The following is a 23,442-nucleotide window of genomic DNA, read 5'->3' on the forward strand; positions in this document are numbered from 1 at the left end:
CGTGCGCCGGACCTCTGTGCGCACCCTGGTGCCGGTCGCCCTCGGCGTGACGGTGGTCGGCACGGTGGTGATGCGTGCGCTGCGGGCCCAGGGCGTGCACCTGCCTCCGGTCCCGTGGGTCGAGCACGTCGCGCTGCTGGGGCTGGCCGCGGTGATCTTCTGGATGGGGTGGGCCGTGCGCGCCTACCAGCGGGGGGACCGGCCGGACCTCGACCCGCTGCGGGCCGCCCGGACCTTCGTGCTGGCCAAGGCGGCGGCGCTCACGGGTGCGATCCTGCTCGGCCGCTACCTGGCGTCGGTGCTCGACGTGGTCGGTGACCTCGAGGTGGCGTCGCAGCGGGAGCGCGCGGTCGCGGCGGGTGTGGCGGCGCTGTGCGCGGTGGTGCTGTCCGTGGTGGGTCTCGTGGTGGAGAAGTTCTGCGAGATCCCGCCGCCGGACGACGACGCGCAGGGTGGCGGCGGCAACGGCGGCGGGAACGGCAGCCGTGACCCGGAGCCGCTGGCGTCCTGAACGGGCAGGCCACGGCGCGCGGGCGAGGGCCCGTGCAGGTGCGAGGATGGCGTCATGACTGGTGCCGCCGCCCCGTTCGAGCCTGACGGCGTGGAGTTCCGCAGCGTGTCACCCCGGCTGGTGACCGCCCGCCTGCTCTCGGGCGGCCTCGTCGCCGCGGTGCCCTTCGCGGTGGGGGCGGTCCTCGCGGTGGTGTTCTCGCCCTGGTGGTGGATCCTGGCCGGGGTGCCTGCGGCGTCCTACCTGGGCGCGGTGCTGCTGGTGCCTCGTCAGGTGCGGGCGCTGGGCTACGCGGAGCGTGACGACGACCTGCTGGTGCGGCGCGGGATCTTGTTCCGCTCCCTGGTGGTCGTGCCGTACGGGCGCATGCAGTACGTCGACGTCCAGGCAGGGCCGCTGGACCGGCGGCTGGGGATCGCGCAGGTGCAGCTGCACACGGCGGCCGCGGCGACGGACGCGACGATCCCGGGGCTGCCGCCGGAGGAGGCCGAGCGTCTTCGTGACCGGCTCTCGGCACGCGGCGAGGCGAGGCTGGCGGGGCTGTGAGCGTGCCGGGTGCGGCTCCTGAGGAGCTGGAGTGGCGCCGTCTGCACCCCGTGACGCCGCTCGTGCGCGGGTGGACCGTGGTGGCGGTGGCCCTGGCCTTCATCGGTCAGCAGAGCCTCGAGCAGGCCGGTGAGGCGGCCGAGGTGGCGGGCCGGGTGGCGGGCCTGTGGTGGATGCTGCTGCTCGGCGTGGCGGGGCTGGCGCTGGTGGCTTTCGGTTACGCGGCGCTGGCGTGGCGCATGACGGCGTACGCGGTGGGGGACGACGACGTCCACCTGCGCAAGGGGGTGCTGTTCCGCCAGCAGCGGCACGCGCGCCTGGACCGGCTCCAGGCGGTGGACATCCGCCAGCCGTTGCTGGCCCGCCTGTTCGGCCTGGCGGAGCTGACGCTCGAGGTGGCGGGCGGGAGCGGGTCGGCGGTGGCGATCGGGTTCCTGCGGGAGCCGGACGCGCGGCGCCTGCGTGCCGAGCTGCTCGCGCGCGCCGCGGGGGTGCGGGCGCGTCGGGAGCCGGGCCGTGCCGAGGCTCCCGGTCCGGGGAGCGCGGGCCCGGGCGCGGGCACCGCGCCGTCGGCCGCTGCGGCCGGCACCGCGGCCGGCACCGCGGCCGGCACCGCGGACGGCGCGGCAGCAGGCACGGCAGCAGGCACGGCGGACGCCGTGGTGGACGCTGCGCCGGGCGGTCCGGCTGACGCCGGGACGCCGACGGTGCCTTCGCTCTCGGGGGCTCCTCAGGTCGCACCGGAGGCGGAGGAGGCCCCGGAGGAGGAGGTGTACGCCGTCCCGCCGGGCAGGCTGCTGCACTCCTTGGCGCGCTCGCCGGGCCTGTGGATCACTGCGCTGATGATCCTGGGCGTGGTGGTCGCGGCGCTGGTGACCCGCAGCGTGGGCGTGCTGGTCTCCGCCGCGCCTGCGGTGCTGGGCGGCGGCGGGTACCTCTTCCAGCGGTTCGCGGGGGAGTTCGGGTTCCGCGCGGCGCTGTCCCCGGACGGCATCCGGCTGCGTCACGGGCTGCTGGAGACGCGTGCCCAGACGATCCCGCCGGGCCGCGTGCAGGCGGTGTCGCTCACGCAGGGCCCGTTCTGGCGCGGGCCGGACTGGTGGCGCGTCAAGGTGAACGTGGCCGGGTACCAGAGCGACGACGGCAACGACTCGCAGAACGTGCTGCTGCCCGTGGGCACGCGGCAGGAGGCGCTGACGGCGCTGTGGCTGGTGCTGCCCGACCTGGGTACCGAGGACCCGGTGCGGCTCCTGGACGAGGGGCTGACGGGGTCGGCGCCGGACGGGGCGTTCACGACGGCGCCGCGGCGGGCCCGCCTGCTGGACCCCGTGGCGTGGCGGCGGCACGGGTACGCGGTCACGGACCGTGCGCTCCTGCTGCGGCACGGGCGCGTCGTGCGCCGCCTGGAGGTGGTGCCGCACGAGCGCACGCAGTCCTTGGCCGTGCAGCAGGGCCCGTGGCAGCGCCGGCTGGGCCTGGCCACGTTCACGGTGCACTCGACGCCGGGGCCGGTCTCGCCCGGCGTGCCGCACATCGACGCGGCCGATGCCGGCCGGTTGCTGGAGGAGCAGGCGGCCCGGGCGCGCGCCGCTCGGGCCCTGGCCGGCCCGGAGCGGTGGATGCTGCGGGTGTCTCAGGGGGCGTCTGCCGCGGACGCCGTCGCGCCCGAGACGGCTGAGGCGGCTGAGACGGCTGAGACGGCCGAGCACCCCGCGGGCGCGGCACGGGCGGCGGAGGAGCAGCCGTGAGCGGCCGCAGGCCGGGCCGGCTCGGAGTCGGTGTGGTGGGCGCGGGGCGTGTGGGCGCCGTGCTGGGTAGCGCGCTGCGCGCGACGGGTCACGCCGTCGTGGGGGCGAGCGGCATCAGCGAGGCGTCGCAGGAGCGGATCGCGTCCCTGCTGCCGGGGGTGCCGGTGCTGACGGTGGACGAGGTCGTGGAGCGCGCCGAGCTGGTGCTGCTCACGGTGCCCGACGAAGCCCTGCCGGAGCTGGTCGCGGGGATCGCGGGCGTCGGTGGCTGGCAGCCGGGCCAGCTCGTGGTGCACACCTCGGGGCGGCACGGCACCGCGGTGCTCGAGCCGGCGTTCCGCGCGGGTGCGATCCCGCTGGCCGTGCACCCGGCGATGACGTTCACCGGCACGTCGCTCGACCTCGCCCGGCTGGAGGGCACCACGTTCGCGGTCACGGCCCCCGCGGCCGTGCAGCCGATCGGCCAGGCGCTGGTGGTGGAGGTGGGCGGTGAGCCGGTCGTGATCGAGGAGGCGGTGCGCCCGCTCTACCACGCGGCCCTGGCGCACGGGGCCGAGCACCTCGTCGTCCTGGTGGCCCAGGCGGCGCAGGCGCTGGAGGAGGCCGGCGTGACCGAGCCGGGCCGGGTCCTGCGCCCGTTGCTGTCGGCGGTGCTCGACGGCGCCACGCGCGCCGCGGACACGCGGGAGGACGGCGTCGGGCCGGGGGCGGTCGCTGCCCTCGGCGGGGCGCTCGCGGCAGGGGACACGGCCACCGTGGAGGCGCACGTGGCGGCGCTGGGCGACCTCGCGGCGCGCACGGGCGCCACGGACGTGCCGGCGTCGTACGCGCAGCTGGCGCGCGGGGGAGTGCGCCGGTCGCTGGCGAGCCACCGGATCGACGCGGCGGCCGCGCAACGGCTCCTGGACGCCCTGGGGGAGTGACGAGCGTCCCGGAGAGCCGCTGCCGGCCGCCGGTAGAATCGCGAGGTGACCTCTCCCGCGAACGCCCCTCAGTCGCCCGACGTCGACGCCCCGGAGGCGGACGACCTGCCCGAGCAGCTGCGCATCCGCCGCGAGAAGCGCGAGCGGCTGCTGGCCAAGGGTGTCGAGGCGTACCCGGTGGGGGTGCCGGTCACGCACACGATCGCCCAGGTGCGTGGGGCGTACGGCCACCTCGAGGCGGGCCAGGAGACGGACGACGTCGCCGGTGTCGCAGGCCGTGTGGTCTTCCTGCGGAACACGGGGAAGCTGTGCTTCGTCACGCTGCAGGACGGCGAGGGGAACCGGCTGCAGGCCATGCTGAGCCTGGCGGAGGTGGGTGAGGAGTCCCTCGCCGAATTCAAGTCGGACGTCGATCTCGGGGACCACCTGTTCGTGCACGGCCGGATCGGTTCTTCGCGCCGTGGTGAGCTGAGCGTCTTCGCCGACTCGTGGCAGATCGCGGCGAAGTCGCTGCGGCCCCTCCCCGTGCTGCACAAGGGGCTGTCGGAGGAGTCGCGGGTGCGGCAGCGCTATGTCGACCTGATCGCGCGTCCGGAGGCGCGGGACATGGTGCGGCTGCGCGCGAACGTGGTGCGTTCCCTGCGCGAGAACTTCCACCGCCGTGGTTATCTCGAGGTCGAGACGCCGATGCTGCAGACGGTGGCCTCGGGTGCGGCGGCACGTCCTTTCCAGACGCACATGAACGCCTATGACATCGAGCTGTTCCTGCGTATCGCGCCCGAGCTGTTCCTCAAGCGCGCTGTCGTCGGTGGTGTCGAGCGCGTCTTCGAGATCAACCGCAACTTCCGCAACGAGGGCGCGGACTCCACGCACTCGCCCGAGTTCGCCATGGTGGAGGCTTACGAGGCGTACGGCGACTACGACACGATGGCGGCGCTCACGCAGGACCTGGTGCAGACGGCGGCGCAGGATGCGCTGGGCACCACGCTCGTGACGCTCCCGGACGGCGAGGAGTACGACCTGGGCGGCGAGTGGGCGCAGCTGACGATGTACGGCTCGCTGTCGGAGTCGCTGGGCGAGGAGATCACGCCCCAGACGTCGGTGGAGCACCTGCTGGCGATCGGCGACCGGCTGGGCCTGGAGCTGGAGAGGAAGGCGGTCAGCCACGGCAAGCTGGTCGAGGAGCTGTGGGAGCACCAGGTGGGCGACCACCTGTACGCACCGACGTTCGTGCGTGACTTCCCGGTCGAGACCTCGCCGCTGACCCGTGACCACCGCAGCATCGCGGGCCAGGTCGAGAAGTGGGACCTGTACGTGCGCGGGTTCGAGCTGGGCACGGCGTACTCCGAGCTGGTGGACCCGGTGATCCAGCGGCAGCGTTTCGAGGCGCAGGCGCTGCTGGCCGCCGCGGGCGACGACGAGGCGATGCGCCTGGACGAGGACTTCCTGACGGCGATGGAATACGCGATGCCGCCGGCCGGCGGAATGGGTATGGGCATCGACCGCCTGCTGATGGCGCTGACCGGTCTCGGGGTTCGCGAGACCATTCTGTTCCCGCTGGTGAAGCCGCAGGCCTGAGGAATCGAATTCGTATGGACACCTTTCTTGCCGCCCTGGCGGCGCTCACGCCCTCGGTGGGCGTCGGCCTGATCTTCTGGTTCGCGATGCGTAAGATCGTGCGTGCGGACAGGAACGAGCGAGAGGCGTTCGCGCGTCTCGATGCGCAGGAGGCGCAGGAGCACCGCCAGCGGATTCAGGAATCGCAGCGCGGAAACTCGGGGACCGTCGCCCAATAGCACATTATGTTGCGTGTTCCGTTGACACCGGAAAGTGATTCGGTCATGCTCATTGGTGCGTGAAACGTTTCCTTACCGGAAGGCGGTCCCTTCGTGGTCCAGAAGACTCAGGTCGTGCTGTTCGACGACATCGACGGCAGCGAGGCGGACGAGACCGTCTCGTTCGCTCTCGACGGCGTCTCGTACGAGATCGACCTCACCTCGGCCCACGCTGCCGAGCTCCGTGACGCGCTGGCGACGTGGGTCGGCCACGCGCGCAAGACGACCGGTCGTGCCGGGTCCGCTCAGCGCGGCACGAGCCGCCGTGGTGGCGCCGACCGTGCCCAGCTCGGCAAGATCCGCGAGTGGGCCAAGGAGAACGGCTACCAGGTCTCCGACCGTGGCCGGATCTCGGCCGAGGTGATGAACGCCTTCGAGGCGGCCCACTGACGCCAGCGGTGCCCGCACGGCCCGTGGCCCTTCCCCCTGCGGGGCGGGGTCGCGGGCCGTCGTCGTCCCCACCGCACCGGCCGTGCTGCACCGGCCTCGCTGCACCGGCCGCGGTGCTCGTCCGCGGGGCCCGCCGGCACCCGGTGCGTGCGGTGGCGTCCGGGGCCGCGGCGGGTGCGGGACGCGCAGCGGCGCCTAGGCTCGTTCCATGACGTCCGCACCTGCCTCCCGCCCGCTGTGGATCGGTACCTTCCCCGCGGACCCGCAAGCCCCTGGTCAGGGGGAGGGGGTCTGGCGGGTCGACGTCGGCGCCGACGGCCGCTTCGGCGAGCCGCGGCTGGTGGTCGAGCTGGAGGCTCCCACGTTCCTCGCGCTGCACCCGAGCGGGCGCGCCCTGTACGCCGTGACGGAGGCCGACCCGGGCTCGGTGACGGCGCTGGAGGTGGAAGGCGCAGAGGGCACGACCGGCCTGCGGCGGGTCCGCACGGTGCCGTCGGGTGGGTCCTCGCCGTGCCACGTGGCCGTGGCTGACGACGTGCTGTGGCTGGCCAACTATGGGGACGGCAACGTCACGTGGCTGGCGCTGGACGCCGAGACGGGCGGCTTCGGGCAGGCCAGCGGCACCTTCCGGGCCGAGGGCAGCGGGCCGGACCCGGAGCGCCAGGACGGGCCGCACGCGCACTTCGCGGCGTTCGTGCCGCCGTCGGGCCGGACGGGCGCCGGCGCCGACGTCCTGGTGTGCGACCTGGGCCTCGACGTCGTCCGCCGCTACCCGGCGCGGCCGTGGCCCGACGGCGCCGGTGCCACGCCCGCGGAGGCCGCCGCGCAGCTGCCTCCGGGATCGGGCCCGCGCCACCTGGCCGTGCTGCCGGGCGGCGCCCTCGTCGTCGCGGGTGAGCTGGATGGACGGCTGCACGTGCTGGCGCCCGAGGGGACCGGCGACGCCGGCGCCGGTGCGGACGCGGCGGCGGGGTGGGCGGTCACCGCGTCGGTGCCCGTGTGCGTCACGGAGCCTGCCGAGGGGTCGCCCGTGCAGCCCTCGCACGTGCAGCTCACCCGCCACCCCGCGGGCGACCTCGTGACGGTGGGGGTGCGCGGGTCCGACGTGCTGGCGGTGCACCGGGTGCACGGCGGGGACGGCCCCGCCCCCACCCTGGAGCACCTGGCCGACGTCCCGCTGGGCCAGGGAGCGTTCCCGCGGCACCACGCCGTGCTCGGCCCGGCGTCCCCCGACCAGGAGGAGGGCCCGCTCCTGGCGGTGGTGGCCCGGCAGGGCACCGGCGACCTCGCCTCGGTGCTCCTCGATCCCGCCACCGGGCGTGGCGACGTCGTGGCCGGCCTCGCCCTGGCGACCCCGCCCGCCTGCGTGCTGGAGGCCTGATGGGCCAGGTCCCGCCCTCGCGGGGGCCGCGGGTGGCCATGCTCTCGGTGCACACCAGCCCGTTGGACCAGCCGGGCACCGGGGACGCGGGCGGCATGAACGTGTACGTGGTCGAGCTCGCCCGTGCCCTGGCGGCACGGGGTGCCGAGGTGGAGATCTACACCCGCGCGACCAGCTCGGCGCAGCCCAAGGTGGTCGACGCCTCGCCCGGTGTCCGGGTGATCCACGTGGCGGCCGGCCCGTTCGAGGGCCTCGACAAGAACGACCTGCCCGGGCAGCTGTGCGCCTTCACCGCCGGGGTGCTGCGGGCCGAGGCGCACCGCCCCGAGGGCTGGTACGACGTCGTGCACACCCACTACTGGCTCTCGGGCCAGGCGGGCTGGCTCGCCGCGGACCGTTGGGACGTGCCGCTCGTGCACACCATGCACACGATGGCCAAGGTGAAGAACGCCGCCCTGGCGCCGGGGGACGCCCCCGAGCCGCTGGGCCGGGTCATCGGGGAGGAGCAGGTGGTCGAGGCCGCCGACGCCCTGGTGGCATCGACCCGCGAGGAGGCCGACGACCTGGTCCGCGAGTACGGCGCCGACCCCGACCACGTGCACGTGGTGGCCCCGGGGGTGGACCTCGAGACGTTCACCGCCCCGGCTCCCGGCACCCTCGACCGGGCGGTGCTGCGCGCGCGCCTGGGGCTGCCGGTCGGCCGGCCCGTGATCCTGTTCGCGGGCCGGGTGCAGCTCCTCAAGGGCCCTGACGTGCTGGTGCGTGCGCTGCCGCTGCTCGGCTCCTCGGGGTCGGGCGCGGCGCCCGGTCCGGCGGCGCCCGGTCCGGTGCTGGTGGTGCTCGGGGGCGCGTCGGGCCGCCCGACGGCCGTCCGGGAGCTGGAGGCGCTGGCCCACCAGTGCGGCGTGCGCGACCGGGTGCTGGTGCACCCGCCGGTGCCGCGGCACGAGCTGGCCGACTGGTACCGCGCGGCCGACGTGGTGGCGGTGCCCTCCCACAACGAGTCGTTCGGGCTGGTCGCGGCGGAGGCGCAGGCGTGCGGCACCCCGGTGGTGGCTGCGGCCGTGGGCGGCCTGCGCACCGTCGTCGTCGACGGTGTCTCCGGGGTGCTGGTGCCCGACCACGAGCCGGAGACGTGGGCGCGAGAGCTGGGGGCGCTGCTGGCCGACGACGAGCGCCGTGCCGCCCTGGGGGCGGGAGCCGCGCGCTCGGCGCAGCGGTTCGGCTGGGACGCGGCGGCCGCGGCGGTGCTGGACGTGTACGAGCTGGCGCGCAAGACCCGGGCGACGCGACCGCGACCCGCCCAGCCCGAGCCGGGTCTCTGAGCCCTCGCGGGCGCCGGTGCTGCGGGGGCCTGCGACGGGCGGGTGGCGCTGCGGGTGAGATCGGCCGCCGAGCGGTGCACCATGGGAGCATGCCGATCACCGGAGAGTACGCACCCAGCCCGTCGGACCGGGCCCGTGAGCAGGTCGAGCTGTTCGAGTCCACGAACGGCGCGGAGGGCAACCTCCTCGAGGGCCGCCCGATCATCGTCCTGACCACCCTCGGCGCCAAGACCGGCAAGGTTCGCAAGACGCCGCTCATGCGCGTGGAGCACGACGGCGCCTACGCCGTGGTGGCCTCGATGGGTGGCGCGCCCAAGCACCCCGTCTGGTACCACAACATCGTGGCGAACCCGCGCGTGGAGCTGCAGGACGGCCCGGAGAAGCACGAGTACGTCGCCCGCGAGGTGCAGGGCGCCGAGCGCGACGAGTGGTGGGAGCGGGCCGTGGAGGCGTGGCCCCCGTACGCCGACTACCAGAGGAAGACGGACCGTGTGATCCCGGTCTTCGTGCTCGAGCGCACCGGGTCCTGAGTCACCAGTCGGCCGCCGCGGTGAGTTCCGCGCGCGAACAGGGCAGGATGGGAGCCATGACCTACACCCTCGTGCTGCTCCGCCACGGCGAGAGCGAGTGGAACGCGAAGAACCTGTTCACCGGCTGGGTCGACGTGGCCCTGTCGGAGAAGGGCATCGGCGAGGCCCAGCGGGGCGGTGAGCTGCTCAAGCAGGAGGGCATCGCCCCCGACGTCGTGCACACGTCGCTGCTGCGCCGCGCGATCATGACGGCGAACTTCGCGCTCGACAAGGCCGACCGCCACTGGATCCCCGTCAAGCGCAGCTGGCGCCTGAACGAGCGCCACTACGGCGCCCTGCAGGGCAAGGACAAGAAGCAGATCCGCGACGAGTACGGCGAGGAGCAGTTCATGCTCTGGCGCCGCTCGTACGACGTGCCGCCGCCCGAGATCGAGCTGGGCTCGGAGTGGTCGCAGGACTCGGACGTGCGCTACGCCGGCGAGCCGATCCCGCGTGCCGAGGCGCTCAAGCAGGTGCTGGACCGGGCCCTGCCGTACTGGGACGCCGAGATCGTGCCGGACCTGAAGGCGGGCAAGACGGTGCTCGTGGCGGCGCACGGCAACTCGTTGCGCGCGGTCATCAAGCACCTCGACGGCGTGGACGACGCGACGATCGCCGGGCTCAACGTGCCCACGGGCATCCCGCTGGTCTACGAGCTGGACGAGGAGACGCTGAAGCCCACGAACCCGGGTGGCACCTACCTGGACCCGGCTGCGGCCGAGGCGGCCATCGCGGCCGTCGCCAACCAGGGCAAGTAGTCACGACGACGACGGCGCCGCACCCCGCGCGGGGTGCGGCGCCGTCGTCATGCCGGCGGTGGGCCGCCGGCTCAGCGGGACGTGGCCGTCAGCGCTGCTCCTTCTCGAACTGGTCGCCGGTCACCAGGAACACGATGCGGCGCGCGATGGACACCGCGTGGTCGCCGAAGCGCTCGTAGTAGCGGCCCACGAGCGTGATGTCGACGGCCTCCTGGGTGGTGCCGGACCACTCGGGGCCGAGGATGGCCGCGAACGTCTCCTGGTGCAGGTCGTCCAGGCGGTCGTCGCCCTTCTCCACCGCCTCGGCCAGCTCCAGGTCGCGCGAGGCCAGCAGCGTGGTGACCTGGCGGGCGACCTCGTTCGCGGCCTGGGCCATCGCCGCGAACGTAGGCTCGGCGGCCCCGGCGATCGCGTGCGCGGGGTACCGGCCGCGCGCCACCTCGGCGACGTGGCGGGCCAGGTCGCCCATGCGCTCGAGCGTCGCGCTCATGCGCAGGGCGCTGACCACGATGCGCAGGTCGGTGGCCACGGGTGCCTGCTGGGCGAGCAGGTGCACGCACCGCTCGTCGAGGTCGCGGTGGCTCGCGTCGATCTGGTGGTCGGAGGCGATGACCTCCTGCGCGAGCTGGAGGTCGGCCTCCAGCAGCGCCTTGCCGGCGCGCGTCACCGCGGACTCGACCTGCCGGCTCATCGCGATCAGGTCGTCACCCACCTGTCGCAGCTCGGCCTCGAAGATCTCTCGCATCTGGTTCCTCTCACAGGTGCGCCCGGGTGGGCGTGCGCGTGGGGCGCACGAGGCGCTGGGCCAGCCTCTCACGCCCCTGTGGACTGTCTGATGAACTCTAGGTGCCCTGCGGATGAACACCAGCCGAAGGGCCCTGGGAAGATCGACCTCGTGGCGCTGCGCACGTCCGGGGCACGCATACTCTGGCCCCGTGGACGGAATCATCTCCGGGGTCCCGGTGCTCGCCGCCGGCATCCTCGGCGTGGTGGTGGGCGTCGTCGCCACCATCGCCTTCAGGGTGTCCGACCGCTCCCAGCACCGCGTCCCGGAGCGGCCCGCTCCCGAGCTCGACGACGGCCTGGTGCGCGTGCTGTCCGTGCTGAAGTCGGCGGCCGTGGTGCTCGACGTCGACGACGACGTGCTGCGCGCCTCCCCGCCGGCGTACGCGCTGGGGGTGGTGCGCAACGACGAGGTGACGCACCCCGCGGTGCGGGACCTGGTGGCGCAGGTGCGCCGCGACGGCGTCATCCGAGAGCAGGAGCTGGAGCTGGCGCGCGGCCCGATCGGGTCGGGCACGGTGCTGCTGCAGGTGCGCGTGGCCCCGCTGGGCGTGGACCGGATGCTGGTGCTGGCCGAGGACCGCACGGAGGCCCGCCGGGTGGAGGCGATCCGCCGCGACTTCGTCGTCAACGTGTCCCACGAGCTGAAGACGCCGGTGGGGGCGATCGCGCTGCTGGCCGAGACGGTCGCCGACGCCGCGGACGACCCGGTGGCCGTGCGCCGGTTCACCGAGCGCATGCAGAAGGAGGCGGCGCGCCTGTCGGCGCTCGTCCACGAGATCATCGAGCTCTCGCGGCTGCAGGCGACCGGAGCCCTGTCGGACGTGCGCACCGTGAACGTGGCCGACGTCGTGGCCGAGGCCGTGGACCGTGCCCGCACGACGGCGCAGGGCAAGAACATCGCCATCACGGTCGGCGGCGGCAAGGACGCCCTGGTGTACGGCGACCACAACCTGCTGGTGACGGCCGTGCGGAACCTGCTCGACAACGCGGTGGCGTACTCGCCGCCCCACACCCGGGTGGGCGTGGGGGTGAGCGAGCGCCGCGGCCTGGTGGAGATCGCCGTCGTGGACCAGGGGATCGGCATCGCCGTCGACGAGCAGGACCGCGTGTTCGAGCGGTTCTACCGGGTGGACCCGGCCCGCTCGCGCGACACCGGCGGCACCGGTCTGGGCCTGTCGATCGTCAAGCACGTGGCCGCGGACCACGGCGGCGACGTCCAGATGTGGTCGGAGCCCGGCAAGGGCTCCACGTTCACCCTCCGTATCCCCGCGGCCGACCTGCCCGCGCCCCAGTCCGACGCCGATCCGGCGCCGCCCGCGCCGACATCCGAGGAGGTGGATGCGTGACGCGCATCCTCGTGGTCGAGGACGAGGAGTCCTACCGCGACCCCCTGACCTACCAGCTGACCCGTGAGGGCTTCGACGTCGTCGAGGCCGCGAGCGGCACCGAGGCGCTCGAGCGCTTCGACGCCGAGGGGGCCGACCTGGTGCTGCTCGATCTCATGCTCCCGGGGCTGTCGGGCACGGAGGTGTGCCGGCAGCTGCGCCAGCGCAGCGACGTGCCCGTCATCATGCTCACGGCCAAGGACACGGAGATCGACAAGGTCGTGGGGCTCGAGCTGGGGGCCGACGACTACGTGACCAAGCCGTACTCGTTCCGCGAGCTGCTGGCGCGGATGCGTGCGGTGATGCGGCGGCGCTCGCCGGTCCCGGTCGAGGGCAACGGCCACGCCGTGCCTGACGACGAGGACGACGACGGGGTGCTGGAGGTGGGGCCGGTGCGCATGGACGTGGACCGGCACACCGTCGTGGTGGGCGGCGAGCCGGTGGCGCTGCCGCTCAAGGAGTTCGACCTCCTCGAGCTGCTGCTGCGCAACGCGGGGCGCGTGCTGACGCGCGGGCAGCTCATCGACCGCGTGTGGGGTCCCGACTACGTGGGGGACACCAAGACGCTCGACGTCCACGTCAAGCGCATCCGCGCCAAGATCGAGCCGGACCCGGGCAGCCCCCGCTTCCTGCTGACGGTGCGCGGCCTGGGCTACAAGCTGTCCGACGGCGACGACTGACGCCGCGCGGGGGCTCTGGAGGGAGCCCGGTGGCTGACGTCACCCCCTCTGGGCGGGACTGTTCACCTTCTGTTCACCCACGGATGGGGAACGAGCCACCTTGCCTGCCTAACGTCCAGAGCGACGTCGGCACGCCGCCGGCGCGAAGTCGCGTGAACAGGATGGAACGACACGTGAAGCTCAGCCGCATCTCCCGCGCCGGTTCGGTCGCCCTCGTCGGTGCGCTCGCGCTGACCCTCGCCGCCTGCGGTTCGGACAACCCGACGGGCGACGCTCCCGAGAACACGGGCGCTCCCGCCGCCGAGTCGCCGGCCGGCGACATCTCGGGCACGTTCTCCGGTGCGGGCGCCAGCTCGCAGGAGTCCGCCATGGGTGCCTGGATCGCCGGGTTCCAGTCCCAGAACCCCGACGTCTCCGTCAGCTACGACGCCGCTGGCTCGGGCGCCGGCCGCGAGCAGTTCCTCGCCGGTGGCGTCTCGTTCGCCGGCTCCGACGCCGCGCTGAAGGACGAGGAGCTCCAGTCGTCGACCGAGGTCTGCGGCCCCGACGGCGCGATCGACCTCCCCCTGTACATCTCGCCGATCGCCGTGGCGTTCAACCTGCCGGGCATCAGCTCGCTGAACCTCGCCCCCGAGACGATCGCGAACATCTTCGCGGGCAACATCACCAGCTGGAACGACCCGGCCATCGCCGCGGACAACCCGGACGTCAACCTGCCCGACATGGCGATCACGCCGGTCCACCGCTCGGACGACTCGGGCACCACCGACAACTTCACCGAGTACCTGCACGCCACCGCCGGCGACGTGTGGACCTGGGAGCCGGACGGCGTCTTCCCGGTCGAGGGCGGCGACTCCGCCCAGGGCACGTCCGGTGTGGTCGGCATCGTCAACGACACCGAGGGTGCCGTGACCTACGCCGACGCCTCGCGCGTGGGCCAGCTGGGCACCGCCGCGATCAAGGTCGGCGAGGAGTGGGTCCCGGTCTCGCCGGAGGCCGCTGCCGCCGCCGTCGACGCCTCGCACGAGGTCGAGGGCCGTCACGAGCACGACCTGGCGTTCGAGCTGGACCGGACGACGACCGCCGCGGGCGCCTACCCGCTGGTGCTGATTTCGTACTCCCTCGCGTGCCTGAACTACGCTGACGAGGCGGAGGGCAACTTCGTCAAGGCCTTCCTCGGCTACATCGCCTCGTCCGAGGGTCAGCAGGCGGCTGCCTCCGCGGCCGGTAGCGCCCCGATCTCGGACGACCTCCGTTCGCAGGTCGAGCAGGCGATCGACGCGATCACCGTCGGCTGACGACTCCCCGGTGCCGTGGCCGGGTCGCCCTCGTGGGCGGCCCGGCCATCGGCGCGGAGAGCGTGATGCGGACGACCGAGCAGCAACAAGGAGAACCGTGACCACCACCGCCAGCCCGCCGGCGACCACCCGTCGCCGCCGCAGCGGCGACACCGAGCGCGGCATGAGCCGCGTCTTCCGCTGGATCTCGACCGCCGCCGCCGTGCTCCTGCTGGCGGTCCTCGCCGCGGTCGCGGTCTTCCTGGTGCAGCGCGGCCTGCCGGCCCTGACCGCGAGCGGCGAGGAGCTGCAGACGGCCGGCCGGCTGCCGCGAGGGATGACCCACCTGGGCCAGCTCGTCGGCCCGCTCGTCTTCGGTACGCTGCTCGCCGCCGCGATCGCCCTCCTGCTCGCGACGCCGGTGGCCGTGGGCATCGCGCTCTTCATCTCCCACTACGCGCCCCGGCGGCTCGCCGCCGGCATCGGCTACGTGGTGGACCTGCTCGCCGCCATCCCCTCGGTGGTCTTCGGCCTGTGGGGCGGTCGCACGCTGGCCCCGGTCGTCGCCGACGTGTGGGTGTGGGTCGCAGGGGTGCTCAACTCGATCCCGGGGCTCGAGGTCCGTGCGACCGCGACCGGGCGCTCGCTCGCCACGGCGTCCGTGGTGCTCGCGGTCATGATCCTGCCCATCATCACCGCCGTCTCGCGCGAGGTGTTCCTCCAGACGCCGAAGCTCCACGAGGAGGCCGCCCTGGCCCTCGGGGCGACGCGCTGGGAGGTCGTCCGCACCGCCGTCCTCCCGTTCGGCCGCTCCGGCGTGATCTCGGCCGCCATGCTCGGCCTGGGCCGTGCCCTGGGTGAGACGATGGCCGTGCTGATGATCCTCTCCCCAGGTCTGCTGTACTCGTTCCAGATCTTCGACTCCGGGCAGCAGCAGACCATCGCCGCGTACATCGCCAACCAGTTCCCCGAGTCCTCCGGCCTCGCGGTGAACGTGCTGATCGCGACGGGCCTGGCCCTGTTCGTGATCACGATGGCCGTCAACATGCTCGCGCGCTGGATCGTCGCGCGCCGCAAGGAATTCTCGGGAGCCAACTGATGAGCGCCACGACCTCCACCCCGGTCGGGGACACCGAGCGCGTCCGCGCGATGCTCGGCTCGGCGGACGCCGGCCGCAAGCGCACGGACCGCATGATGACGGGGCTCATCTACGCGGCCTTCGTCGTGGCGATGATCCCGCTCGTCTCGCTGCTGTGGACCGTGGTGATCCGCGGCATCGAGCGATTCAGCCCGTACTTCCTGTCGGTGTCCATGCGCGGCGTCTTCGGCGGCATGGACGCGGGCGGCATCTACCACGCCATCGTGGGCACCCTCGTCATCACCCTGGTGGCCGCGGCCATCTCGGTGCCGATCGGCCTGCTCACCGCCGTCTACCTCGTCGAGTACGGTCGCGGTCCGCTGGCTCGCGTGACCACGTTCTTCGTGGACGTCATGACGGGCATCCCGTCGATCGTCGCGGGCCTGTTCGCGTTCGCCCTCTTCGCGATCTTCTTCGGGCCGGGCGTCCGGCTGGGCGTGGCCGCCTCGGTGGCCCTGTCGGTGCTGATGATCCCGGTCGTGGTGCGCTCCAGCGAAGAGATGCTGCGCCTGGTTCCCAACGAGCTGCGCGAGGCCTCCTACGCGCTGGGCGTGCCCAAGTGGTTGACCATCATCAAGGTGGTGCTCCGCACCTCCGTGGCGGGTCTGACCACGGGTGTGCTGCTGTCGATCGCCCGCGTCATCGGCGAGACGGCACCGATCCTCATCACCGCCGGCTACGCGGACTCGATCAACTTCAACCCGTTCGAGGGCCGTATGGCCACGCTGCCGGTGTACATCTTCACCCAGTACCGTCAGGGCACCGTGCCGTGCGCGCCCGGGGCGCTCGACTGCGTCGAGGACATCAACCTCATGCGCGCCTGGGCCGCGGCGCTCACACTGATCCTGATCGTGATGCTGCTCAACCTCGTCGGTCGGCTCGTGACCCGCTTCTTCGCCCCGAAGCTGCGCTGAGTCCGGCCCCCGACCCCTCCCGACCGACGAAAGACCGAAGGATAGAAGCGATGGCTCAGCGCATCGACGTCAAGGACCTCAACATCTACTACGGCGACTTCATGGCCGTGCAGGGCGTCTCGATGACGATCGACCCCAAGTCGGTCACGGCGTTCATCGGCCCGTCCGGCTGCGGCAAGTCGACCTTCCTGCGCACGCTCAACCGGATGCACGAGGTGATCCCGGGCGCCCACGTCGAGGGCAAGGTGGAGATGGAGGGTGTCGACCTGTACGGCCCCGACGTCGACCCGGTGGCCGTGCGCCGCAGCATCGGCATGGTGTTCCAGCGGCCCAACCCGTTCCCCACGATGTCCATCCGTGACAACGTGCTGGCGGGCGTCAAGCTGAACAACAAGCGCATCAGCCGCTCGGACGCCGACGACCTGGTCGAGTCCTCGCTGCGCGGCGCGAACCTGTGGAACGAGGTGAAGGACCGCCTCGACAAGCCGGGCTCGGGCCTCTCGGGCGGTCAGCAGCAGCGTCTGTGCATCGCCCGCGCGATCGCGGTCAAGCCGCAGGTGCTCCTCATGGACGAGCCGTGCTCGGCCCTGGACCCGATCTCGACGCTCGCGATCGAGGACCTCATCCAGGAGCTGAAGCAGGACTACACGATCGTCATCGTCACGCACAACATGCAGCAGGCTGCGCGCGTGAGCGACCGGACGGCGTTCTTCAACATCGCGGGCACCGGCAAGCCGGGCCGCCTGATCGAGATGGACGAGACGGCCACGATCTTCTCGACGCCGAAGGAGAAGGCGACCGAGGACTACGTCTCGGGTCGCTTCGGGTGATCGTCGGCCCGCAGGGGCCGTGAACGACGGCGGGCCCGCACTCCCTGGGGAGTGCGGGCCCGCCGTCGTCGTGCGTGCTGGGCGGCGCCCTGGGTCAGCCCTGGCCGCCCTCGGTCGTGGCGCCGGTGTCGTCGGCGTCGTCCGGCTCGATGTCCTCGGCCGTGGTTCCGCCGACGGAGACGCCGGGCGTGCTCGTCGCGGAGTCAGGAGCCTGCGTGGGCAGCGAGCCCGCGTACTCCGGCAGGGTGCCGTCGAAGACGGGGAGCTTGAACTCCTTGCTCTGGCCGTCGGCCTCGAGCGTGGCGGACAGGTAACCGCCGGGGATCGTGGTGACGGTGTCGATGATCGCCTGCTCGCCCTCGTCGGTGCCGAGGTAGACGGTGTGGAAGGGCTCGACCGAGATCTGCAGCGGCGCGGCGCCGTCCACGGTGAGCGTGTACTCGAGCTCGCGGTCCGTGGCGTTGGCGAGCGCACCGAGCAGGTTGCCGGGCTCGCCCTCCGCCTCGGAGACGATCATGAGGTTGATCCCGCGCAGCTGGTGGTCGATCTCGACGAGGGTGCCGTCCGAGGCGGCGTAGGAGCGGATCGTCATGGCCGGGCTGCACGCCGACAGCGTCAGCGCGGCGGCGACGGCGGCGGCGCTGAGGGCGGCGTTGCGGGCGGTCCTGGCGGTGCGGGGCACGTGCTCTCTCCTAGGTCGGGGGCGGGCCGGCGGGACCCGTGGCCATCTTAGTGGCGGAATCCCGCCGCCGAGACATCGGACGAGGCGGTGTCGTGACCTGCGGCGACGAGCTCCTCCGAGGCGCCTGCGCCGGGGCGTGCGCGAGGTCGTGAGGGGGCTGGGCCCCCGGGGGGCGCGGGAGCCCGCGTGCTAGACTCCTCGCTGGGAAAGGGGACATCTGCAGATGACTTTCGAAGTAGGCGAGACGGTTGTCTACCCGCACCACGGCGCCGCGCTGATCGAGGAGATCAAGACGCGCAAGATCCGTGGCGAAGAGAAGATGTACCTCAAGCTCAAGGTCGCCCAGGGTGACCTGACCATCGAGGTCCCGGCCGAGAACGTGGACCTCGTGGGTGTGCGCGACGTCGTGGACCAGCAGGGTCTGGACCGCGTCTTCGAGGTGCTGCGCGCGCCGTACACCGAGGAGCCGACCAACTGGTCGCGCCGCTACAAGGCGAACCTCGAGAAGCTGGCGTCCGGCGACGTCATCAAGGTGGCCGAGGTCGTCCGCGACCTCTCGCGCCGCGACGCGGACCGCGGCCTGTCGGCCGGCGAGAAGCGCATGCTGGCCAAGGCGCGCCAGATCCTCGTCTCGGAGCTCGCGCTGGCGGAGCACACCGAGGAGGAGAAGGCCGAGGCGATCCTCGACGAGGTCCTCGCCTCCTGACGGCGCGATCGCGTGAGCGGTCCGCACCACGCATCGACACGACGCCCCTGCCGATCCGGCGGGGGCGTCGCCGTTCGCGGGAGGGCATGACGCATGACGACCCTGGCGATCCTCACCGCCGCCGGTTCCGGCACGCGGCTCGGCCGTGACGTGCCCAAGGCGCTGGTGGAGGTGGACGGGCTGCCCCTGGTGGTGCACGCCGCCCGCCGTCTGGCTGGCTCGGGCGTGGTCGACGCGCTCGTGGTGACCTCGCCACCGGGCATGGCCGGGCTGGTGGCGGGCGTGCTGGCGGACGACCCGCTCGTGGGGGTGCCCGTGCGCGTGGTAGACGGCGGCGCGACGCGGCAGGCCTCGGTCGCCGCGGCGCTGGCCGTGGCAGGCCCGGACGACGACGTCGTGCTGGTCCACGACGCCGCACGGCCGTTCGCTCCGGCCGCGCTGGTGCGGCGGGTGGTCGCCGCGGTCCGGGCCGGGCACCGCGCCGTCGTGCCGGGTGTGCCGGTGGTCGATACGATCAAGAGCGTGTCCGCAGCCCTCCCCGCTCCCGCCGCAGGTCACGGGCCTGCGAGCGCGGTGGAGACGGTCACGGGGACGCCCGAGCGAGCCGTGCTGCGGGCGGTCCAGACCCCCCAGGGCTTCGACCGCGCCCTCCTCGCGCGTGCCCACGCCGAGGGGGCTGCCCGCGCCGGCGCGGACCACCTGGCGGCCACCGACGACGCGGGGCTGGTCGAGGCGCTGGGCGAGCCCGTCGTCGTCGTGCCGGGTGACGAGGCGGCCCTGAAGATCACCACCGAGCGGGACATGCACCTGGCGGCGCTGTACGCCGGGGACGCGCACCACGCGGCCGTCGCACCGGGAGGCGAGCGGTGACGCCCCTCCCGCGCACCGGGCTCGGCGTCGACGTCCACGCGTTCGCCCCGGAGGGCTCGGACCGCGAGCTGTGGCTCGCCGGCCTGCGCTGGGAGGGCGAGCGGGGCCTGGCAGGCCACTCGGACGCCGACGTCGCGGCGCACGCGGCCGCGGACGCCCTGTTCTCCGCGGCCGGCATCGGCGACCTCGGGCAGCACTTCGGCACCAGCGAGCCGGAGTGGGCCGGAGCGGCCGGCACGGTGCTGCTCGCCGAGGCCGCGCGGCGCGTGCGCGCGGCCGGGTTCGAGATCGGGAACGTCGCCGTCCAGGTGATCGGCAACCGGCCCCGCATCGGGTCGCGGCGCGAGGAGGCGGTCACCGCGCTCAGTGCTGCCGCCGGCGCGCCCGTCTCGCTGAGCGCGACCACCACGGACGGTCTGGGGCTGACGGGCCGGGGCGAGGGCGTGGCCGCGGTGGCGACCGCCCTCGTGGTGCCCACCGCTGCGGACGCCGGGGGAGGCCGTTCCGGTGCGGGTGACGGAGCGTCCCGGGGATCGGACCCCGGGACGGACGGGCGGGACTGAGACATGACCCGCAAGCCGCTCGCAGAACGCCGTGCCCAGCTGGTCGAGGCGGCGCTGCGTGTCGCGGCCCAGGCGGGTGTCGAGGCGGTCACGGTGCGCGCCGTCGCGCACGAGGCGGGCGTCTCGCTCGGCACGGTCCACTACTGCTTCGAGGACAAGGACGAGCTGCTCGACGCGATGGGGCACTCGGTGGGTGTCCAGGCGTCCGAGCAGATCCGGGCGGCCATCGCCGCCGGGGGGCGGGCCGGCCTCGACTACCCGACGCTGGCCCACCAGTGCGCGGGTGCGCTGCTCGAGGGGCTCAAGCAGTGGCGCCAGGTGCGGCTGCTGCTCCTGGAGATCGCCACCACGGGAGCCCGGAACCCGGCGCTGCGCGCCACCGCACGCTCGCACCTGCAGCAGTCCACCGAGATGGCCAAGGGCCTGGTCGCCACGATCGCCGAGGCGGCGGGCGTGCGCTACCGGGTCGACCTCGACTTCCTGGCACGCGTGGTCACGGCCGTGGTCGACGGCATCGAGCTGGCCTGGCTGGTGGACGAGGACGACCGCGCGGCGCTCGACTCCTTCCACGCGCTGGCGGACCTGCTCACCACCTACGTGGACGACCCCGAGCGGGAGCGCGAGGACGAGGGGCGCGAGGGGGCGCCCGGCGCCCCGAGCACCGTGTCCACATAGCCGTTGGCGAAGACGCCGCCGGGGTCGACGGCGGCCCGCACCCGGGCCACGTCCTGCAGCGGGTAGTGGGCGGCGAGGTCCTCGGCGGTGCGCGAGTGCAGCTTGCCCCAGTGCGGGCGGCCGTCGGCGGCGACGAGGATCCTCTCGGCCGCGTCGAACCAGCGGCGGTGGGACATCCGCACGTACTGGTGCACCGCCACGTAGGCCGTCTCGCGGTCGCGCGCGGTGGACAGCCAGACGTCGTCGGGCGCGGCGAAGCGCAGCTCGACGGGGAAGGGCACCGCCTCCGAGGAGCGGCGCAGCCACACGTCCAGCTCGCGCACGACGTCGCGCACCGCCGCACGCGGGATCGCGTACTCCATCTCCCGGAACCGCACGCGGCGCTTGTGGCTGAACACCTCGTGCGACGGCGCCACGTGCTCGCGGGCGGGCAGCGCGCGGGCGGAGAAGCGGTTGAGCCCGGCCGTCAGCCCCGGCGCGGCGGTGGCGACCCGGTTGACCAGCTCGAACAGCCCGTTGCTCAGCAGCTCGTCGTCGACCAGCCCGCGGGCCTCCTGGCGCAGCAGCCGCAGCCGCCCCTTGAGCCCGGACTGGTCGGTGCCCCAGCGAGCGGCCTCGTCGGCGCTGAGCCGGTCGTTGCGGAACGTCAGCGCACGGTGGGTGCCCGGGAACCAGAACAGCTCGGCGTGGTCGGCGCTCGTGGCGAAGGCGTCGACGTCCTCCAGCACGCGGGCCAGCGCCCACGGTTCGTCACGGGCGCGCAGCCAGAACGCGGGCACGGTCTCCAGGGTGACGGCCGTGAGCACGCCCACCGAGCCGAGGCCGAGCCGCGCCACCTCGAACAGCTCGCGGCGGGCGCTGCCCGGCGGGTCGTCCGCACCGGCCGTGAGCACCTCGCCGTCGGGCGTCACCACCCGCACCCCGGACACCTGCGAGGCCATCCCGCCGAACCGGACCCCGGTGCCGTGGGTGCCGGTGGAGATCGCGCCCGCGATCGTCTGGCGGTCGATGTCGCCGAGGTTGGTCAGTGCCAGACCGTGGGCGGCCAGGAGATGGTGCAGGTGGTAGAGCCGGGTGCCGGCCCGCACCGTGACCCGGGCCGTGCCGTCGTGCCGGCGCTCCACGGCCTCGACGCCGGCGAGCAGGTCGAGCTCCAGGTGCAGCCCGTCGGTGGCGGCCGCCGCCGTGAAGGAGTGGCCGGAGCCCACGGCGCGCACGCGCAGGCCGTCCTGGGCGGCCCGGGCGACCTCGGCGGCGACCTCCGCCTCGTCGCGAGGGCGGGCGCGGCGCGCGGGGGTGGAGGCCACCGTGCGGCCCCAGTTCTCCCAGGCGGGCGTGTCGCGGGCGTCGGTGACGGGCACATCGGCAGTCTGCCACCGGCGGCAGCCGCACGACACCCCGCACGGGCGCCCTCCGGGACAGGGTCACGGCACACGTCCGCGGGACGCCGCGCCCGGTACCCTGGAGCGGTGACCCTCCGCCTGTACGACACCGCCACGCGCACGGTGTCCGACTTCGTGCCCCGGACCCCCGGCCAGGTCGGCATCTACGTCTGTGGCGCCACCGTGCAGTCGGCCCCGCACGTGGGCCACCTGCGCCCCTCGGTCGCGTTCGACGTGCTGCGCCGCTGGCTGGAGCGTTCCGGCTATCGCGTCACCCTGGTGCGCAACGTGACGGACATCGACGACAAGATCCTCGCGAAGGCCGCCCAGGCCGGCGTCGAGTGGTGGGCGCACGCCGCCCGGTTCGAGCGCGAGTTCACCGCCGCCTACGACGCCCTCGGTGTGCTGCCCCCCACCTACGAGCCCCGCGCCACCCAGCACGTGCCGCAGATGATCGAGCTCATGCAGCGGCTGGTCGACGCCGGGCACGCCTACTCCACCGGCGAGGGCGACGTCTGGTTCGACGTGCGTTCCTGGCCCGCCTACGGCGAGCTGACCCGTCAGCGTCTCGAGGACCTGGCCCCCGAGCCGGGCGACGGCGCCGAGACGAGCGCCAAGCGCGACCCGCACGACTTCGCCCTGTGGAAGTCCACCAAGCCCGGCGAGCCCGCGACGGCCTCCTGGGACACCCCGTGGGGCCGCGGCCGCCCCGGCTGGCACCTGGAGTGCTCCGCCATGGCGCAGCGCTACCTGGGCGAGGAGTTCGACATCCACGGTGGTGGCCTGGACCTGCGGTTCCCCCACCACGAGAACGAGCAGGCGCAGTCGCGCGCCGCCGGCTACCCGTTCGCGCGCCGATGGATGCACAGCGCCTGGATCACGCAGTCCGGCGTGAAGATGTCCAAGTCGCTCGGCAACGGCCTGCTGGTCTCCGAGCTGCTCGCCACGGTGCCCGCCGTGGTGGTGCGCCTGGCCGTCGTCTCGGTGCAGTACCGGTCCATGCACGAGTGGACGCCCGACACCCTCGAGGAGGCGCGCACCACCTGGGAGCGCCTCGCCGGGTTCGTCGAGCGTGCCACCGAGCGTGTCGGTGCCGTCCCGGCCGAGGAGGTCGCCAAGACCGAGCTGCCCCAGGCGTTCGCCGCGGCGATGGACGACGACCTCAACGTCCCCGCGGCGCTCGCCGTCGTGCACGAGCACCTGCGAGCGGGCAACACGGCGCTCGCGGCCGGCTCCGAGGCGGACGAGGCGGTGCGTGCCGCCCTCGTGGCCGTGCGGGCCATGCTCGACGTCCTGGGCCTCGACCCCGCCGACCCGCACTGGGCCGCGGCGGACGCCGCGTCGTCGGCCGCCCGTGCGGCGCTCGACGCGCTCGTGGCCGCCGAGCTGGAGGCGCGGGCCGCAGCGCGGGCCGCCAAGGACTGGGCGGCCAGCGACGCCATCCGTGACCGGCTCGCCGCCGCCGGCGTCGTCGTCCAGGACGGCCCGGACGGCGCGCGCTGGACGCTCGCCAACTAAACCCCTGACGGCGGCCGCACGGGCGGCCCCGACGCTCCGGTGGCTGGCTC

25 protein-coding genes are annotated in these 23,442 nt (G+C 73.7%); 22 read left to right on the forward strand and 3 right to left on the reverse strand.

Going from position 1 to position 23,442, the window contains the following annotated elements:
• Position 1: 1 nt before the first annotated feature.
• The 11 genes from DNL40_RS15625 (at position 2) to DNL40_RS15675 (ending at position 9,986) form a co-directional block, all read left to right on the forward strand.
• On the forward strand, positions 2–511 hold the full coding sequence (locus DNL40_RS15625; RefSeq protein WP_111252192.1) for a DUF3180 domain-containing protein: 510 nt from the start codon (positions 2–4) through the stop codon (positions 509–511).
• Positions 512–565: 54 nt separating this feature from the next.
• On the forward strand, positions 566–1,057 hold the full coding sequence (locus DNL40_RS15630; protein ID WP_111252193.1) for a PH domain-containing protein: 492 nt from the start codon (positions 566–568) through the stop codon (positions 1,055–1,057).
• Entirely contained in the window at positions 1,054–2,805 is a 1,752-nt protein-coding gene (locus DNL40_RS15635) for a PH domain-containing protein (protein WP_111252194.1), read from the forward strand. Before DNL40_RS15630 ends, DNL40_RS15635 begins: the two co-directional genes overlap by 4 nt.
• Entirely contained in the window at positions 2,802–3,728 is a 927-nt protein-coding gene (locus DNL40_RS15640; protein WP_111252195.1) for a Rossmann-like and DUF2520 domain-containing protein, read from the forward strand. Before DNL40_RS15635 ends, DNL40_RS15640 begins: the two co-directional genes overlap by 4 nt.
• 45 nt (positions 3,729–3,773) lie before the next feature.
• Entirely contained in the window at positions 3,774–5,306 is a 1,533-nt protein-coding gene (gene lysS / locus DNL40_RS15645; protein ID WP_179951107.1) for a lysine--tRNA ligase, read from the forward strand.
• 14 nt (positions 5,307–5,320) lie between these two features.
• The gene (locus tag DNL40_RS15650; RefSeq protein ID WP_111252196.1) at positions 5,321–5,524 is read left to right on the forward strand and encodes a hypothetical protein; all 204 of its coding nucleotides are present in this window, start codon (positions 5,321–5,323) and stop codon (positions 5,522–5,524) included.
• 93 nt (positions 5,525–5,617) lie between these two features.
• Positions 5,618–5,953, forward strand: a complete 336-nt coding sequence (locus tag DNL40_RS15655; protein WP_111252197.1) for a histone-like nucleoid-structuring protein Lsr2 — start codon at positions 5,618–5,620, stop codon at positions 5,951–5,953.
• 208 nt (positions 5,954–6,161) lie between these two features.
• Positions 6,162–7,334, forward strand: a complete 1,173-nt coding sequence (locus DNL40_RS15660) for a lactonase family protein (RefSeq protein WP_111252198.1) — start codon at positions 6,162–6,164, stop codon at positions 7,332–7,334.
• Positions 7,334–8,659 carry a D-inositol-3-phosphate glycosyltransferase gene (mshA, locus tag DNL40_RS15665; RefSeq protein ID WP_179951108.1) on the forward strand — a complete coding sequence of 442 codons (1,326 nt, stop codon included), beginning with the start codon at positions 7,334–7,336 and terminating at the stop codon, positions 8,657–8,659. The genes DNL40_RS15660 and mshA overlap by 1 nt, the downstream gene beginning before the upstream one ends.
• An 89-nt stretch (positions 8,660–8,748) precedes the next feature.
• On the forward strand, positions 8,749–9,189 hold the full coding sequence (locus DNL40_RS15670) for a nitroreductase family deazaflavin-dependent oxidoreductase (protein ID WP_111252199.1): 441 nt from the start codon (positions 8,749–8,751) through the stop codon (positions 9,187–9,189).
• Between the two features lie 56 nt (positions 9,190–9,245).
• Positions 9,246–9,986 carry a phosphoglyceromutase gene (locus DNL40_RS15675; RefSeq protein ID WP_111252200.1) on the forward strand — a complete coding sequence of 247 codons (741 nt, stop codon included), beginning with the start codon at positions 9,246–9,248 and terminating at the stop codon, positions 9,984–9,986.
• An 88-nt stretch (positions 9,987–10,074) separates the two neighbouring features.
• Here DNL40_RS15675 and phoU read toward each other — a convergent pair whose 3' ends face one another.
• Positions 10,075–10,731, reverse strand: coding sequence for a phosphate signaling complex protein PhoU (gene phoU, locus DNL40_RS15680; protein WP_111252201.1), 657 nt, complete (start codon positions 10,729–10,731; stop codon positions 10,075–10,077).
• Positions 10,732–10,921: 190 nt separating this feature from the next.
• Between phoU and DNL40_RS15685 the strand changes: the two genes are divergently transcribed.
• The 6 genes from DNL40_RS15685 (at position 10,922) to pstB (ending at position 16,996) form a co-directional block, all read left to right on the forward strand.
• On the forward strand, positions 10,922–12,118 hold the full coding sequence (locus DNL40_RS15685) for a sensor histidine kinase (protein ID WP_111252202.1): 1,197 nt from the start codon (positions 10,922–10,924) through the stop codon (positions 12,116–12,118).
• A complete protein-coding gene (locus DNL40_RS15690) occupies positions 12,115–12,837 on the forward strand; it encodes a response regulator transcription factor (RefSeq protein ID WP_111252203.1) in 723 nt (240 codons plus the stop codon). The genes DNL40_RS15685 and DNL40_RS15690 overlap by 4 nt, the downstream gene beginning before the upstream one ends.
• Before the next feature lie 173 nt (positions 12,838–13,010).
• Positions 13,011–14,135: a phosphate ABC transporter substrate-binding protein PstS gene (gene pstS / locus DNL40_RS15695; RefSeq protein ID WP_245885995.1), complete on the forward strand. Its 1,125-nt coding sequence runs from the start codon at positions 13,011–13,013 to the stop codon at positions 14,133–14,135.
• Positions 14,136–14,232: 97 nt separating this feature from the next.
• Positions 14,233–15,213, forward strand: coding sequence for a phosphate ABC transporter permease subunit PstC (pstC, locus tag DNL40_RS15700; protein ID WP_111252205.1), 981 nt, complete (start codon positions 14,233–14,235; stop codon positions 15,211–15,213).
• A complete protein-coding gene (gene pstA / locus DNL40_RS15705) occupies positions 15,213–16,166 on the forward strand; it encodes a phosphate ABC transporter permease PstA (RefSeq protein ID WP_111252206.1) in 954 nt (317 codons plus the stop codon). Before pstC ends, pstA begins: the two co-directional genes overlap by 1 nt.
• A 50-nt stretch (positions 16,167–16,216) precedes the next feature.
• A complete protein-coding gene (gene pstB / locus DNL40_RS15710; protein WP_111252207.1) occupies positions 16,217–16,996 on the forward strand; it encodes a phosphate ABC transporter ATP-binding protein PstB in 780 nt (259 codons plus the stop codon).
• 94 nt (positions 16,997–17,090) lie between these two features.
• Here pstB and DNL40_RS15715 read toward each other — a convergent pair whose 3' ends face one another.
• Positions 17,091–17,678, reverse strand: a complete 588-nt coding sequence (locus DNL40_RS15715; RefSeq protein WP_179951109.1) for a hypothetical protein — start codon at positions 17,676–17,678, stop codon at positions 17,091–17,093.
• A 223-nt stretch (positions 17,679–17,901) separates the two neighbouring features.
• Between DNL40_RS15715 and DNL40_RS15720 the strand changes: the two genes are divergently transcribed.
• From DNL40_RS15720 to DNL40_RS15735, 4 genes are all read left to right on the forward strand, one after another.
• Positions 17,902–18,384, forward strand: a complete 483-nt coding sequence (locus DNL40_RS15720; RefSeq protein ID WP_111252208.1) for a CarD family transcriptional regulator — start codon at positions 17,902–17,904, stop codon at positions 18,382–18,384.
• A 93-nt stretch (positions 18,385–18,477) separates the two neighbouring features.
• Positions 18,478–19,254 carry a 2-C-methyl-D-erythritol 4-phosphate cytidylyltransferase gene (ispD, locus tag DNL40_RS15725; RefSeq protein WP_111252209.1) on the forward strand — a complete coding sequence of 259 codons (777 nt, stop codon included), beginning with the start codon at positions 18,478–18,480 and terminating at the stop codon, positions 19,252–19,254.
• Positions 19,251–19,817, forward strand: a complete 567-nt coding sequence (ispF, locus tag DNL40_RS15730; RefSeq protein WP_111252210.1) for a 2-C-methyl-D-erythritol 2,4-cyclodiphosphate synthase — start codon at positions 19,251–19,253, stop codon at positions 19,815–19,817. The genes ispD and ispF overlap by 4 nt, the downstream gene beginning before the upstream one ends.
• Positions 19,818–19,820: 3 nt before the next feature.
• Complete coding sequence (locus DNL40_RS15735; RefSeq protein WP_111252211.1) at positions 19,821–20,492, forward strand: TetR/AcrR family transcriptional regulator; 672 nt, start codon at positions 19,821–19,823, stop codon at positions 20,490–20,492.
• Here the strand turns inward: DNL40_RS15735 and DNL40_RS15740 are convergent.
• Positions 20,411–21,853 (reverse strand): D-arabinono-1,4-lactone oxidase, encoded by a 1,443-nt coding sequence (locus DNL40_RS15740; RefSeq protein WP_111252212.1) that lies wholly within the window; start codon positions 21,851–21,853, stop codon positions 20,411–20,413. The genes DNL40_RS15735 and DNL40_RS15740 overlap by 82 nt on opposite strands.
• 108 nt (positions 21,854–21,961) lie before the next feature.
• Here DNL40_RS15740 and cysS point away from each other — a divergent pair, with 108 nt between their 5' ends.
• The gene (gene cysS / locus DNL40_RS15745; RefSeq protein WP_111252213.1) at positions 21,962–23,392 is read left to right on the forward strand and encodes a cysteine--tRNA ligase; all 1,431 of its coding nucleotides are present in this window, start codon (positions 21,962–21,964) and stop codon (positions 23,390–23,392) included.
• The last annotated feature ends 50 nt before the right edge of the window (positions 23,393–23,442 follow it).

Source organism: Xylanimonas oleitrophica (assembly GCF_003244315.1).
Lineage (GTDB): Bacteria > Actinomycetota > Actinomycetes > Actinomycetales > Cellulomonadaceae > Xylanimonas_A > Xylanimonas_A oleitrophica.